Here is a 14,852-nt window from a genome sequence, read left to right on the forward strand (position 1 = left end):
GCCCTGAGCGCGGTCTGACCACTGTCGTCGGTGCACACTCGCGTCGATCTCTGCTGACCGTCTTCGGGGCGACTATCCCATCGGTGGAAGGTCATGAAGCACTTTCGCATTCATAGCTATTCCTATCAGGATGGTTGGCGGCCAGTAATAGCCCTGCCTCTCTAGGCGGGTCCCATCGGTCTCGATGTGGGCGCCGTGACCAGATGTTGCATGCCCTCGATTCGCCGCGCGTTTGCCATCGAGTCCCATCTCCGTGTGGGGTCGTCGGGTGGATCGATCTTGGGTTTTGGTGGATCCGGTGAAGCTCAAGACCTTCACAATTGGCGAACTGAGCAGGTGCTCAGAAATCTGCGCCGCACCCTCCCGCAATAAAACTGCCACGCGGAGTTTTTGCCACCTGCTCTTCCTTCCACTGGCACAGGGCTTCGACAATGTTTACATGGCAGTACTCGGTGTCTCTTCAGCTATCTTTGAGGATCACAGGACAGCCTGCCTGCTATTGATACCGCAACGCAGCAGCGAAGGATCTCCTAAACGTGGTCCGGAACCGTGGCTGACCAGTGCTTACCCTCGATCAAAGTCCTTACGACCTTGGGGATCAGCTTGCGGACCGCGGAGACGGCTGGAGAGCGCTCATCTTTCGGGTTCACGGCAAGCACAACGGAACGGGTGATCACTGGATCAATGATTTTGACCGTTCGGACCAGGCCTTGAGACGCCTCTTTTTGAATGGCCGACGGGGTAAGGATGGAATACGCCTTTCCTTCCATCACCATATTGATGATCGTGGAAAGGGAGTCGACTTCGAACCTGACGTCCAGAACACAACCATGCTGGGCAACGACATCAGCTACCGAACGCCTGACATTGTTGTTGCGCATGGGAACCGCCAGGGGAAATGCGTGCAGGTCGGCGAGCGCTATTGAATCTTCGAAGGGCGGTTGACCAGGCGGAACTACAAGGCAAAACTCTTCGCGGGCCAGCACCGCCATTTGCCCAACGCTCTCGGCAGTGCGGTAGAGGACAGCCAGATTGAAACGGCCAGCAGCCATCCACTCCTCTAGCGGTCCCGTCATTCCCTCGATCATCTTGAGCGAGATCCTCGGCAATTCGCTTCTTACCGATTCAAGCAGGGGACCACTGAGGACGCGAGCGGCGCCGGACGGAATGCCAATGGTCACCTCTCCGGAAGGAGCAGCCACCGAGTTGGTCAATTCGGCCTCAGTGAGCTGAATTTCCTTCAGGATAACCCGCGCGCGCTCAAGCAGCTTGTCTCCCGACGCCGTGACGCTGACACCGGTCCTGTCGCGGACCAGCAGCTGTGTGCCGAATCCTTCTTCCAGTTGACGAACATGCAGGCTTAGAGCGCTTTGAGCAACGTTGAGGGTCGCAGCTGCCTTCGTGAAACTGCCGGCTTCGACGACGCCGACAAAATATCTTAACTGCCTGATGTCCACTATGAAGAAATCCACCCGGGGCATGTTACCCAGTGCTTTTATATCTATCTCGAAACGAGATGGCAGGCAAGCCCACAAAACTGTCGCACTGGTTTCAAAACCGCCTGTCCGGCCGCTGATTATAGGGTCAGTTATTGCTGGAGAGAGCCAGGATCTCGTGGGCGCGCCGCACCACTGGCGGATCGATCATCTTGCCATTCAACGAGAATGCAGAGACGCCACGCGTCGCGGCTTCATTTTCCGCCGCGACGACCTTACGGGCCCACTCGAGTTCCTGGGCGCTTGGCGAGAAAGCCTCATTGAATATGGCCACCTGTGTCGGATGGATCGCCAAGGCTCCAGCAAAGCCTAGCCGCCGCGCATGCACCGCGGCTTGACGAAGTTTATGCGTGTCCGATAACTCGCCGATGCTTCCTATGAAGCCTAGCGGGAGCAAGCCGGCCGCACGGGCGGCAAACAGAACAGAAAGGTTCGGCGCCAACAGTAAGTCGAACTCCGGGGCGCCGCCAACAGCGGCACTGAAGTCTTCTGGACCAAGCGCCATTGCGACCATCCTTGGATGCGCTGACGCAATGGCCGCGAGCCTTTGCAAGGCGCCCGGAGTCTCGATCTGAGCGAGGAACCGGATGCGTCCCGTCGCAAGATTTCTTTCCCGTTCAAGTTCTGAAACCGCATTCGCGATCTCTAATACCCACTCTGCGGAATCCGTCTTCGGAAGAACAAGCGCGTCAACGCCCGCTATCACTGCTGCATCGAGATCGGCCGCCAGAGCGCGCAAACCATGATTAACGCGGACCAAAACAGATGCGCCCTTCCGGCCCACCTTTGCCACGCATTCAGGAAGCTGCCGCCGTGCCTCTCCCTTCTGATCCTGGGGAACGGAATCCTCGAGGTCGAGTATGACGCCATCCGCACCCCGCTCATGGGCCGTCTCCACAAATCGCGGCACGTGAGTGGGTACGAAGAGCAAGGATCTCCAGCGAGGTACAGACATCGCGCTTTCAACGGCCGGAAAGGTGTCCTTGATCATGGAGTCGCCTCTGCAATCAATCTTAGCGAGCGTGACGGCAGCAGGTTTGCTGGGGTGGTCCCCCGCTGAGATGATCCGAGGTACACAGGCTTTTCGCAAACCGCGAGCGCACTCCCCCTACTCAGACGCGCCCTCACGCTGATGCGGCTCTTTCGCGCAAAAGCACCAGAACCTCCTCGCGGACAGCCTCGGTATGAGCGCCAAGAGCCGGAACTGGGCGCAGCGCGGGGTGCTCCGAGTTGAAAATCGCTGCCGGCGCTATCGTCTCGACCGTTCCTTCAGGTGTGCCAACCTCAACCCTGCGAATGTGTGGATGCCTTGAAACATCCACCACTTCGTTCAGTCGGCCATATGCAAGGCCGGCCGCCTCAAGCTCCTGCATCGCTTCGTGGCAGGAAAGTTCAGAAAACCGCCGTTCAATGATCTCATCAAGTTTCGCACGGTTACCGAGTCGCTCCATGTTGTCAGCAAAACCAGGTCTGCGTGTGAGCTCCGGCTGCTTCAGGAACTTCTCGCAGAAATTCACCCATTCGCGATCATTTTGAACCGAAAAGATGACCTCTTTGCCATCGGCACAGCGATAGGCGCCATACGGCGCGAGCGACGGGTGTTTCACGCCGGCGCGCACCGTGTGGTAGCCGCTGTAGTCGTTTTGCAGAACCGGCACGTTCATCCAGTCGGCGACGGCATCGAACAGTGACACCTGAATGCCTGTTCCTTCTCCGGTGACCTCGCGGTGATACAATGCCTGAAGAATGGCGCTGTGCGCTGTCATGCCGGCCGAGATGTCGCAAACCGAGACCCCTACACGCGCGGGCCCCTGTTGGTTGCCGGTGACCGCGCACAAACCTGTTTCAGCCTGGACGATGAGATCATAAGCCTTCAAATGCGAATACGGCCCTGTGTCCCCGAAACCAGAGATGTCGCAGGTGATCAGCCGCGGAAAACGTCGACGGAGATCCGCGGACGCGAAACCCAGTTTTTCGATACTGCCCGGCTTCAGATTCTGGATAAAGACGTCTGCACCGGCAATGAGGGCGTCCAGGACGGCGCGATCCGCCTCCAACTTCAGGTCCAGGCAGACCGACTCCTTACCCCGGTTGAGCCAGACGAAGTAAGCGCTCTGTCCCCGCACCAGCTTGTCGTAGTTTCGGGCAAAGTCCCCTTCGGGCCTTTCGACCTTGATCACGCGGGCGCCGGCGTCAGCAAGGCGAGACGATGCGTAGGGCGCTGCAACGGCCTGTTCGACCGCCACAACCGTGATGTCCTTGAGACTGTTTAGCATCAGGCGCTTCCTACGCGGCTTTCGGGTTTTGTGGCCGACGTCGATCAAGCATGGCGAGCAACCGATTTTGTTCATTGCCAACAATGGAAAGGCCTTCGTCGACGCCCATGCCTGGTTTCGCGAGCATCATGTCCGCCTGCGTTGCCACCGAAATGTGAACCGTCGCCCGCGCGGAGAGATCCGTCTCGCTGCAGCTGCCTCCCACATAGGCGCCCACGTTGTTTTCTTTGCAGAGAAGCACTGCGCGGGCGCTATCGGCGATCGAGCCCACGTCCGGCGTCTTGATCTGCACGAGATGGGTCGCCTTCGCTTCCGCAAATAGACGCACATCCTCAAGTGTGTTGCAGCGTTCATCGACAACGATGCGCGCACGCGACGCACGCGAGTCCAGAATGCCAACGATCTGCGCGTAGTTGTCGACCTGCGCCGAGGTAGACCCGAAGTCGGCTGGCGATTCGATATTCACCGTGAACTTCGGAACCGCATCAGCAACCTTGCTGATGAAGTCGGCGATGCGCTGAACGTCGAGCCCGATCTCCATACCGATCCAGCCGTACACATCGAAATGCAGCACCGGAGAGTAGTCTGGTTGGCCGATTTGCTTGACGCGGTGCGCCACCCATTTGACGAAATCCAAAAACGTTTCCCCACCAACGCCGAATTTGCTGCGCGAATTGATGAGGCCGTGAGGGAGTACATCCACGGCTTTCAAGATCATTTTATCGACGTTGATTTCGCGGGCGTCGCCGCTCTGGGCGTAGATCGGCACCCTTCGGTTGGGGAGCGGCAGGCCAAGTTCGGCACATACGACCTCGGCCATGGTTCTGCGGGCAGCGTGGGCGGCGGCGCCGAGAAGGGCCTGGCTCACCCCATATTCGATTGAGAGGGGCAGCCGCTCGCCTTTTTCAAAAACGAAAACCTCGCTGCAGGCATCCAGAAACCGCGAAGAATCAACATCCCGCAGCCGGGGAACAACGACTTTTGAAGCGATCTCAATGATCGATGCGGTTTCGAACAAAGGGTCGCGTCCGCCGGCGCCGGAGTACTGGACCCCCATCATATCGCCCCAGACGACCGTATCATCTTCAAGGATCAGGCCAATGCTGACAGATGCTGCGGGAATACGGATGGACCGGAAGCCGGGCAACAGCGGTTCGCCAACGTAGATGAAACCGTCCTGTCGGGCTCCTGCCCTGATGGCCGCTTGATCATCGTAGAAAAAGGCGCCGCTGCCGGGCGTTAAAAGAACGTCTTTGATTCGCACGTTTTTGCCGCCGAGATTGGCCAGCTTATCAGTGGCTGGCGAGGTCAACGAATTGCGTCACGCAAAGTATGCAACATCTGCAATTGAAGCCGCCAATATAATGGCCCGATCATAGCCATCACTTTTTAAGATGGCCTGAGCGAAATCGTCTACCCTGCTTGCCTTAAAGGCCTACACCGCTTCCTTGACGGCTGAAAGAAACTGCCGGGTGCGGTCGCTCTTTGGATCACCAAACAATTCGCTTGGGGGCGCCTGTTCTTCAATTCTCCCCCTGTAGAAAAAGCAGACACGGTCTGAAATATCGCGCGCAAATCCCATTTGATGCGTGACCATTAGCATGGTCAGATTGTAATCCGACACCAGCCGGCGAATGACGTTCGTCACTTCGCCGATGACCTCAGGATCCAGGGCGGAAGTCACCTCGTCGAAGAGCATGACCTTGGGCCGCATCGCAAGTGCTCGAGCGATCGCCACGCGCTGCTGCTGCCCACCGGACAGACGTGAAGGATGCTGGTCGCGCTTGTCGGCCATGCCGACCATCTCGAGCAGTTCCTCCGAGCGCTCACGCGCTTGCTTGCGCGGAATGCCCAGTACGTGCACCGGCCCTTCCATGCAGTTCTCCAGGGCCGTCATGTGTGGGAACAGGTTGAAATGCTGGAAACACATCCCAATCTTCGAGCGCATTGCTCTTAGATACTTCTGGCTTGCAGGCACCAGCTTGCCGTCCTTCTCCATGTGGGTGAGCGGCTTGCCGTCGACGTAGATCACGCCTTCGTTGATGCGCTCCAGTGTCATCAGCGTGCGCAGCACCGTGGTCTTGCCCGAACCAGACGGCCCGATGATCGTCACCATCTCGCCCTCTGCGACATCGAGATCGAGGTGTTCGAGAACAGTCAGGGAGCCGTAACGCTTGGCGACTTTCTTAAATCGCACCATCGGAACGTTCTTGCCGGTTAGCTCCAGCGGGTATTGGGAAAGGTCTTCTGCCTGTTCCATCAGTTCATCCCGAGTTTGCGGCGAACCCAAGCGTCGAAGCTGCGAAGAAGGGCGGCCGATGGCAGGGAGATCAAGAGGAAGATGATTCCGACCATGGTGTAGGGTTCAAGATAGCGATAATTTTCCGAGCCGATCGAGTTCGCGGTTTGCATCAATTCCGCAACGCCGATGACCGACAGCACGGGCGTGTCTTTAAAGATGCCTACCAGGTAATTTCCCATGCCCGCTATGGATGGCGGCAGCGCCTGGGGAATGATGATGCGGAAATAGGTACGCGCCGTCGACAGATTGAGCGAGGTCGCCGCTTCCCACTGGCCCTGAGGCACGTTTTCTAGACCCCCGCGGTACACCTCGGAAAGGTAAGCCGCATAGTGTAGCCCGATGGCTATCATGCCCGCTACCCATGGCGAAAGGACAACGCCGAACTCCGGCCCGACGTAAAAGACGAAGAATATCTGCAACACCAAGGGCGTAGAGCGGATGAATTCGACCGCCTCGCGCACCGCCATTGTCAATGTGTTGGAGGGCGTGCGTTGCGCCAGCGCGAATGCGAGCCCCAGGAACATCGCGATGATGTAACCGATGCCGGCTGCCAAGAGCGTATTTACGGTGGCCGCCAGCAGGCGGGGGAGAATTTCCCAGGTGAAATCCCAGTCCCAATCGGCCATCGCTAGGCCCTTCCCAGCTTGCGAGCCATAGAGCGTTCAAGCCAACGCATTAAGGGGGTGATGATGAAACGGGCCATGACATAATAGATGATTAGTGCCGTTCCGAAAGCCTTCGCCGACATGAAAGTCGTCGCATTTATCTGCTTGGCTTGGAACGTTAGGTCGGCGACTGAAATCAATGAGACCAGGGCTGTTCCCTTAAGAAGCTCGATCAGAAGATTGCCCCAAGGGGGTAGCATAATGACGAGAGCCTGCGGAAGTATGATACGTCGCATGCGCGTCAGCGGCGACATGTTGATCGCCAAGGCTGCCTCCCACTGTCCCTTGGGGACAGAGAGGATCGCCCCGCGAACCAGCTCCGCCCCGTATGCTCCCAGGTTCATGCCAACGCCGATAAAGCCCGCTGTGAACTTGTCCAGCGAGAGGCCGAACAATGGCAGGACGAAGAAAATCCAGTAGAGCTGGACCAGCAGCGACGTGCCGCGGAAGAACTCGATATACACGGTGGCGACCCAGCGAACGGGGCCAGCCGGCGCCAGCCGCATCAGGCCTGCGGTAAGCGCCAGTACGATTGCCAGCGCGATCGAAACCGCAGCCAGCATCGCCGTAACCAGCGTGCCACTTAGCAGCAGGTCCCCATGGGCGACAAGAAATTCGAAATAGGACATCGGCTCGCTACACTGGGGATATCCCCTCTATGATAGTACAATCGGGCGGCCCCAAGTGCCAACCCGCTGCAGAGATCTTTGTGCCGGCATGGTGCGCTCTGGGGTTGCGCCCTCGATGTTCTGGTCGGCCTCGCCGGCGCCACAAGGCGCGGCGCCCGCGTCAGCGCGACCCGGCTGAAGCGCGGCAAGGACCGCCTGACCCATCGCGGCAACGGTGTGGTAGGCTGCGCCGGCGACCCTCGCCGTGTCCTCTTGCGTCATGTCGGTGTCGTAGTGAATGTCTTTGGCGAAGCGGACCATTTGTTATCGAAGTAGTCCGTCCGTTCGGGGGTCTGGATATTTTCGCAACGTGCTTCGGTGATGTCCATGCCTCTGGTAGTGAAGCCGAGGCGGTTGGTATACAACCCGGGAACCAGGTCGTCACAACAGGTCACGACGCGCCCGATGTCGTCCTAGCCAGTCCGGTACGCAACATCCCAGACCGCAGCCGTAGACCAAGAGCCTCGCGAGGCATTCTTCTCGCCGGGGCACGCCTCCACGGCCGTCGAAGCCAGCCGGAACGTTCGCCAGCTCGATGCGACCGACTCCCTTGAAACTCAGGAGCTCCAAGACGGCTATCATGATGCCCTCTCCGGTCTAACCGTTTGCTCACCACAAACTTCTGTCTTCCGTCCAAGTGACGAGCAATGGTGGACCCCTAAGGGCCCACCGTAACAAAACAACTAACGATTTGAGCAAATCCATTTGGTTGTCGCGTCACCTGGAAGGCTGGAAGCTACGATCCCATACTCTTCAACAGATTTCAGCATCTCTTCAGATCCGATGTACTGCTTCAGAGCCTCATTGAATTTGGCCAGAAAGTCTGCGTCTTCGGAGCGGAAACCGAGGCCAACCCAATTGTAGGTCCACTCCGGGAGAGCGGCAGGATCGGTAGCTTGGATTTCGCCATTCGATTGGTCTGCCATGAGCTTGGCTTCCAAATAGGTCATGCTTCCAGCATCGCCACGCCCTGATTTGATTGCGGCGAGCACTTCCGAAGGTCCGGGGACAACCATAATTTTGTCCTCCGCAATCCCTTCTTTCTTGGCGGCTGCGATTGTGCTGGATCCAGCATACGTCACAAATATCGCCCCTTTCTCAGCGATATCCTTGTAGGTATTCACGTGTTTCGGATTGCCGGCCGTCACTATGAAGCCATCGCCGAGCTTCGCGATAGGTTCGGAGAAAGCGACGCTCTTGCATCGGGGCCCCAAGATGTACATTCCGCCCGTGATAATGTCATAGCGGCTTGCCTGAAGCCCAGGGATTAGGCCTCCCCAGTCGGTGACGGTTGTCTCCACATTTGAGTATCCCATTTTCTTCAAGACACCGAGGGCAATCTCGTTTGCGAACCCCTTTGGGTGGCCCTGATCGTCGGGATACGCAAAGGGCAGAACATTGGAGAAGCCTATTCTGATTGCTTGTCCTGCCTTGACACGATCGGTTAGTGGACCGGCGTGGGTAGTCCACGTACCCACCAAGAGCGCGAGACCTGCAATCAACGTGCTGAGTTTCAACTTACCCATTATATTCACCCTCTTTTCTGACATTGTTGTTTTTGACATTTGCGGCGACTTATTATCCTCGGAGCCGAGTGGCCGCCGCTCAGCATCGCCGCGATACCGATCGGTGAAGTGGCCACCCGCTTGGAAATCCATTGCGGGCTTTTCTCACATGCCAAGGTGCCTGCCGTGTTTCACGTAGATCTCGTTCTAGGCTGAGCTGCACGTAGAACACGTGGGACATGCCTTCTTCTAAACATCATTCGCGGACCGGCCTCCCGTCAAATTCTGTTTGTATATTCTCTTCATCTCGAAGCGAGATGGTGCCGCAAGTCTCTGCTTCCGATGTGCGACTCCATCCAACCCCGGGGGCTGTCCGCGTGGCAACGTCTGGCGCTCGCCAGATGCGCTACGCTCCCGAATCCCGCCTCAACGTTGTTAATGCGACGCCGGTGGCGTGTTCAACCTTTCGGCATCATGGAGCACGCTCTGCATAGCATTCAGCCAAAAACATTGGATGGGTAAAACGTCTGGCGCAAAAATCGGCAATATTTGAAATGCCTTATCGTTCATTGCCAACACCGAGTGCTGCCTCCACAATGTTAGCCCAATAGGCAATTCCGAACGGGATTGCCGCATCATCGAAGTCGTATGCGGCATTGTGAACCGCGGCGGAGTCGCCGTTCCCCAGGAAAATTAGAGCGCCTGGGCGCGCCTGCAGCATGTAAGCGAAATCTTCGGCGCCCATAACCGGCTTCAGGCTTTCGTCGACCCCTTCGGCACCGCTGGCGCCGCTCGCGGCGCGAACTGCAAGAGCAGTGGCTTGGGCATCGTTGATGGTGGCCGGAACCGATCTGCGATAACGGTAGGTGATATCGCCGCCGAAGGCTTGCGCGATGCTTCTCGCGGTCGTCTCGAGGTGCGTCTCGGCGAAGTCGCGCAGGTGAGTTGCTAGAGCGCGGACGGTCCCCGCGAGTTCGACCTCGTCAGCGATCACGTTATACGCATTTGAAGCGTGGAGCTTAGTCACCGAAATGACCAGTGACTCAATTGGGTCAGTGCGGCGTGACACTAGCGCCTGCAGGCCAGTGATTATTTGAGCGGCGATGAAAACCGGATCGACTGTTAGGTGTGGAGCAGCTGCGTGCCCTCCACGGCCCTTTACAACGATGTCAAAATCGTCCTGAGAAGCCATCATTGGCCCCGCACAGATGGCGAAGTTGCCCACATCGATACCGGGCCAGTTATGCATCCCAAAGACCTGGGAGATGCCGAAGCGGTCCAAGAAGCCGTCTTCGACCATCTTGAATCCACCCGACGGCAATTCAACCTCCTCAGCCGGCTGGAAGATGAAGGCAACGGTGCCCCTGAAGTTCCGCTGCCCGACAAGGTGCTTTGCAGCACCAAGTAGCATCGCCGTATGGCCGTCATGGCCGCAGGCGTGCATCTTCCCGGTGATCTTCGAGGCCCAATCCTTTCCCGTCGCTTCATGGATCGGCAAGGCGTCCATATCTGCACGCAGGCCAATGGTCGGCCCTTCGCCACCCTCGCCCTGGATCAGGGCGACTACGCCGGTGCCGGCTATGCCAGTTTCAATGTGGTTGATTCCAAAGGACGCCAGCTTGTCTGCAACAAACCGTGCCGTCTCGTGCACGGCAAAGTCGAGTTCGGGGTTTTGATGAAGGTGCCGGCGCCAGGCCGTGACCTCGTCGGCCAGCTGACAAAACTCGTCGACTGAGTGCATGCTGGCTCCATTCAACAAAGTTTGGCGGCCATCTCGGGGCCGTGGTTGGCACCATGTGCAGAATGCCCTAAGCGTTTGGAATGGTTTGGGCGAAATTTGCATTCCGGTGAAACGAAACGGTCGCATTTCCCCGACGATTGCACTATTGGCACCTTTTGAACGGGGTAGCGTTTCATCGAGCGTCCAATGCTGCCACGAGCGTTTCGGATCGCTTTCCCCAATCGCAGTTTCGCCTCTAGGGTATTGAGATGATGGATGACCTTGACCGGCGGATCCTTGGCGCCCTGCAAAAAAACAACAGGCTGTCTTTCGCTGAGCTGGCGGACCTCGTGGGATCCTCCGCTGCCTCATGCATGCGTCGCGTGAATAAGTTACGTTCCGACGGCGTTATCACCGCTGATATCTCCCTGGTTGACCCCAAAGCGGTCGGGAAGTCGCTGACCGTGGTCGTAACGGTGGAGCTTGATCGTGAGCGTTTAGATCTTGTCGATGACTTCAAGCGAGCAATGAGGGCGGCAAAAGAAGTCACCCAATGCTATATGGTCACAGGCGATGCCGACTTTGTTCTGATTGTCGCTGTGGAGGACGTCGAGGCCTTCGACGTTTTTGTAAAGACGAAACTCTACACAAATCCCAATGTCCGCAAGTTCAAGAGCATGATTGCGCTGGACCGTGTGAAGTTCGAGCCCCGGACACTGCTGTAGGCTGTTATAAGGCTGAGGGTTTCCACCACTCCTGTCCCCTTTTTGAAGCGTGCGTTGCGGCTTAAGGCCCGGTTTGATCGCCATTAGTGCATCGAGATCTGCGAATTTGGTAATCGATCGCGCCGACGACATTTAGCACGCGCGGCGTGGCTGCGGTCTGTGGTGCGCCAACATTTGAATTGCCGAGATGTGGGGTCGCTTAGCGGTTCTGCGGCGACAAATCGTAAACGGGTGTGCCGAGCGCCTGGATTGTCAAGATTTGGAGGACTTAGGAATGACACTTGCTGCAGCCGAACCTGCAACGGCTCTTCCAGCCATCGAGCAACGGCACCGGGATCAACGGCAGTATCCACATGGCGTAGCCTTCATGGACGGTCAGTACCTGCCGATGTCTGAAGCCAAGCTGTCCGTTCTGGACTGGGGCTTTCTGCATTCCGACGCCACCTATGACACCGTTCATGTTTGGAACGGGAGGTTCTTCAGGCTGGACCTGCACCTGGACCGGTTCTTCCGCGGGATGGAAAAGCTGCGCATGAAGCTTCCCTACAACCGCACTGAGATCGAAAAGATCCTGTCGACATGCGTGGCGCTGTCCGGGCACAAGTCGGCCTATGTCGAAATGATCTGCACGCGAGGCGGTTCGCCCACCTTTAGCCGCGACCCGCGCCAGTCGGAGAACAGGTTCATCGCGTTCGCGGTGCCTTTCGGATCGGTTGCCAACAAGGAACAGCTGGAGCGCGGCCTGCATGTCGCCATCAGCAACACCGTCCGGATCCCGCCCAGGTCGATTGATCCGACCATCAAGAACTATCACTGGCTCGATCTGGTGAAGGGCCTGTTCGACGCATATGACTACGGTGCCGAAACCGCATTGATCGTCGACATCAACGACAACATTGCCGAGGGGCCTGGCTTCAACGTTTTCACCGTCAAGGACGGCTGCTTGAAGACGCCGGCCTATGGCGTCCTTGCTGGGATTACCCGGCAGACCGTGTTCGATCTATGCGACGAACTGAGCCTATCCGTCAGCGCCGGCGATATTGATCGCAATGAGCTGAAGGGCGCCGATGAGGTCTTCATCACGTCTACAGCGGGCGGGATCATGCCGGTGTCCAAGATTGACGAGACCGTCATCGGCGACGGTAAGGTTGCCGCTCTGACTCGCCAGCTGACAGACCTGTATTGGGAGAAGCATGCCGATCCGGCATGGTCGACCGCGGTAAACTACGCATAGTACCGCGACACATTGTCGAACGTTCCTCCCCCGCGCGGGCCCCGCGGGGAGGGCTTACTGCCCTGAGTCTGCCGATGACCGACGCCTTTATATCTCATCTCAACGAGCTTGCCGGGCTCAAATCGGCCGGCCTCTACAAATCCGATACAAATCCGAGAGGGTGATTTCCTCGATGCAGTCGGCACAGATCGAGGTCGGCGGCGAGAAGGTGCTGAACTTCTGCGCCAACAACTATCTCGGTCTCGCCGATAGCGTCGATCTGCGAAGGGCGGCCGCGCAGGCTCTGGACCGCTATGGCTACGGCATGGCATCGGTGCGCTTCATCTGCGGCACGCAGGAGGAACACAAGGAGCTCGAAGCGACGATCTCATCCTTCCTTGGGCTGGAAGACACCATCCTCTATGGCTCCTGCTTCGACGCCAATGGTGGCTTGTTCGAGACGCTGCTTGGCGAGGAAGACGCGATCATCTCGGATGCGCTGAATCACGCCTCGATCATCGATGGCGTCCGGCTGTCGAATGCCAAGCGTTTCCGCTACGCCAACAACGACATGGCCGATCTCGAGGCGCGGCTGCAGGAAGCCAGGGATTGCCGCTTCCGGCTGATCGCCACCGACGGCGTGTTTTCGATGGACGGCATCATCGCCAACCTGGAGGGTGTCTGCGACCTTGCCGACAAATACGATGCCATGGTCATGGTCGACGACAGCCATGCGGTCGGCTTCGTCGGCAAAAACGGCCGCGGCTCGGCCGAGCATTGCGGCGTCGAGGGAAGGGTGGACATCATCACCGGCACGCTCGGCAAGGCGCTCGGCGGCGCTTCCGGCGGCTACACCTCAGGCAAGAGGCAAGTGGTCGACTGGCTGCGCCAGCGCTCGCGACCCTATCTGTTCTCCAACACGCTGATGCCGGCGATCGCCGGCGCCTCGATCAAGGTGTTCGAGCTGATCCGCAATGGCGATGCCTTGCGCGAGCGCCTCTATGCCAATGCGGCGCGGTTCCGGTCGCAGATGGGCAAACTCGGGTTCACTCTGGCCGGCGCCGACCATCCGATCATTCCGGTGATGTTGGGCGAGGCGACGCTGGCGCAGGAGATGGCGGCGCGCATGCTGAAGCGCGGCATCCATGTCATCGGCTTTTCCTTCCCGGTGGTGCCAAAAGGCCAGGCGCGCATCCGCACGCAGATGTCGGCGGCGCATTCGAGTGCCGACATCGACAGGGCGGTCGAGGCGTTTGCGGAGGTAGCGGGGGAACTTTCGATCATATGACTGGCGGTCGCTAACTCCCCTCGCCGCCAAAGGAATTTTGGCGAAAGCCTGGAATCCCATCAGCGTATCCGCGCTAGCTGCTTCGGCGCCCGAGCTGTGAGCAGTTGGGCCTTTCGCTCAGTGACCACCACAATTTCCTCGTGCAGGACGATTTTCCCGGGCTCGTACTCCAATGCAGGCTCGATGCAGAGCACCATGCCCGGCTGCAACACTGTATTGTCTTCCAGTCGAATTGACGGCGGTTCGGTCAGCCGCAAACCAAGTCCATGCCCCATGCGCCCGTTGCTATTGAGGTCGGCCCCACCCGAAGAGAGTGCCTTGGCCATCTGTTCAAAGACAAATCCGGCCGTAACCCCTGCTGTTGCCGATTGAAGCCCAATCTCGTGCGCTTCCCACACCTTCTCGTGGGCATACCGCAGGGCATCTGTGGCTCTGCCAACCTGGTAGTTGCGATCGTAATCGCAGAAATACCCGTCGAAGGTCGTACCCGTGTCGATGAAGAGCAGGTCGCCATCAGCGATCGGCCGATCCCGTGGGCCGCCCGTAATCTCGAAAGGCCCGCCGACGTCGGATCTGCAAATGAGAGTCGGGATAGCGCTGGCGCCTCCCATATTAAGACGACCGCGGAATTCGCGAAAGATCGTCCGTTCAGTATCGCCGATTTTTACGAAATCGGGTACTTGGGCGTATACGGCACCCGCAATGTCGACAGCCTTTTTGATTTTACTGACCTCGGCCGCGCTCTTGATCATCCGGAGCTGCCAAATGAGGCTTGCGCCATCAACAATCTCGACGCTTTTCAGATCGCCGACGATCGCATTCAATTGCGTTACCGGCATTCCCAGTCGCAGTTCGAAACCAAGTTCAGCCCCGACCCGTCCGTGTCGCCTGGGCAGGTCGGATATCGCAGCGACAACGAGAGATGTGCCTTCGTCCTCGGGCCGAGGCGAAGGCCAGGATCTGATTTCCTTGATCCACGTTTTCTCGATGATAG

The 14,852-nt window shown here is 58.1% G+C and carries 13 protein-coding genes and 1 pseudogene; 4 read left to right on the forward strand and 10 right to left on the reverse strand.

What is annotated here, in order from left to right; genetic code table 11:
* Positions 1 to 530 precede the first annotated feature (530 nt).
* The 7 genes from C9427_RS32170 to ehuC form a co-directional block, all read right to left on the reverse strand.
* The gene (locus C9427_RS32170) at positions 531 to 1,457 is read right to left on the reverse strand and encodes a LysR family transcriptional regulator (RefSeq protein ID WP_107653012.1); all 927 of its coding nucleotides are present in this window, start codon (positions 1,455 to 1,457) and stop codon (positions 531 to 533) included.
* 127 nt (positions 1,458 to 1,584) lie between these two features.
* The gene (locus C9427_RS32175; RefSeq protein WP_245437259.1) at positions 1,585 to 2,487 is read right to left on the reverse strand and encodes an HpcH/HpaI aldolase/citrate lyase family protein; all 903 of its coding nucleotides are present in this window, start codon (positions 2,485 to 2,487) and stop codon (positions 1,585 to 1,587) included.
* A gap of 133 nt (positions 2,488 to 2,620) precedes the next feature.
* Positions 2,621 to 3,772 (reverse strand): CaiB/BaiF CoA transferase family protein, encoded by a 1,152-nt coding sequence (locus C9427_RS32180; protein ID WP_107653014.1) that lies wholly within the window; start codon positions 3,770 to 3,772, stop codon positions 2,621 to 2,623.
* 10 nt (positions 3,773 to 3,782) lie between these two features.
* Positions 3,783 to 5,036, reverse strand: a complete 1,254-nt coding sequence (locus C9427_RS32185; protein ID WP_107653015.1) for a methylaspartate ammonia-lyase — start codon at positions 5,034 to 5,036, stop codon at positions 3,783 to 3,785.
* A 171-nt stretch (positions 5,037 to 5,207) separates the two neighbouring features.
* The gene (gene ehuA / locus C9427_RS32190; RefSeq protein ID WP_107653005.1) at positions 5,208 to 6,032 is read right to left on the reverse strand and encodes an ectoine/hydroxyectoine ABC transporter ATP-binding protein EhuA; all 825 of its coding nucleotides are present in this window, start codon (positions 6,030 to 6,032) and stop codon (positions 5,208 to 5,210) included.
* A complete protein-coding gene (ehuD, locus tag C9427_RS32195) occupies positions 6,032 to 6,700 on the reverse strand; it encodes an ectoine/hydroxyectoine ABC transporter permease subunit EhuD (RefSeq protein WP_107653006.1) in 669 nt (222 codons plus the stop codon). The genes ehuA and ehuD overlap by 1 nt, the downstream gene beginning before the upstream one ends.
* Before the next feature lie 2 nt (positions 6,701 to 6,702).
* Complete coding sequence (gene ehuC, locus C9427_RS32200) at positions 6,703 to 7,368, reverse strand: ectoine/hydroxyectoine ABC transporter permease subunit EhuC (protein WP_107653007.1); 666 nt, start codon at positions 7,366 to 7,368, stop codon at positions 6,703 to 6,705.
* A 78-nt stretch (positions 7,369 to 7,446) separates the two neighbouring features.
* Here ehuC and C9427_RS33970 point away from each other — a divergent pair, with 78 nt between their 5' ends.
* Positions 7,447 to 7,683, forward strand: coding sequence for a hypothetical protein (locus tag C9427_RS33970; RefSeq protein ID WP_146172632.1), 237 nt, complete (start codon positions 7,447 to 7,449; stop codon positions 7,681 to 7,683).
* A gap of 407 nt (positions 7,684 to 8,090) precedes the next feature.
* Here the strand turns inward: C9427_RS33970 and ehuB are convergent, their stop codons facing one another.
* The gene (ehuB, locus tag C9427_RS32210) at positions 8,091 to 9,065 is read right to left on the reverse strand and encodes an ectoine/hydroxyectoine ABC transporter substrate-binding protein EhuB (RefSeq protein WP_245437260.1); all 975 of its coding nucleotides are present in this window, start codon (positions 9,063 to 9,065) and stop codon (positions 8,091 to 8,093) included.
* A 406-nt stretch (positions 9,066 to 9,471) separates the two neighbouring features.
* Entirely contained in the window at positions 9,472 to 10,653 is a 1,182-nt protein-coding gene (locus tag C9427_RS32215) for a M20 aminoacylase family protein (RefSeq protein WP_107653009.1), read from the reverse strand.
* A 248-nt stretch (positions 10,654 to 10,901) separates the two neighbouring features.
* Here C9427_RS32215 and C9427_RS32220 point away from each other — a divergent pair, with 248 nt between their 5' ends.
* The 3 genes and pseudogenes from C9427_RS32220 to C9427_RS32230 all read left to right on the forward strand — a co-directional run bounded on the left by C9427_RS32220 (position 10,902) and on the right by C9427_RS32230 (position 13,858).
* Entirely contained in the window at positions 10,902 to 11,357 is a 456-nt protein-coding gene (locus C9427_RS32220) for an Lrp/AsnC family transcriptional regulator (RefSeq protein WP_107653010.1), read from the forward strand.
* Between the two features lie 274 nt (positions 11,358 to 11,631).
* Complete coding sequence (locus C9427_RS32225) at positions 11,632 to 12,591, forward strand: aminotransferase class IV (protein WP_245437261.1); 960 nt, start codon at positions 11,632 to 11,634, stop codon at positions 12,589 to 12,591.
* Between the two features lie 74 nt (positions 12,592 to 12,665).
* Positions 12,666 to 13,858: pseudogene (locus C9427_RS32230) on the forward strand (glycine C-acetyltransferase).
* 59 nt (positions 13,859 to 13,917) lie between these two features.
* Here C9427_RS32230 and C9427_RS32235 read toward each other — a convergent pair.
* Positions 13,918 to 14,852: M24 family metallopeptidase (locus tag C9427_RS32235; protein ID WP_107653017.1), on the reverse strand; the 935-nt coding region annotated here is incomplete at its 5' end.

The sequence above is a fragment of the Mesorhizobium helmanticense genome (genome assembly GCF_003034915.1).
Lineage (GTDB): Bacteria > Pseudomonadota > Alphaproteobacteria > Rhizobiales > Rhizobiaceae > Mesorhizobium > Mesorhizobium helmanticense.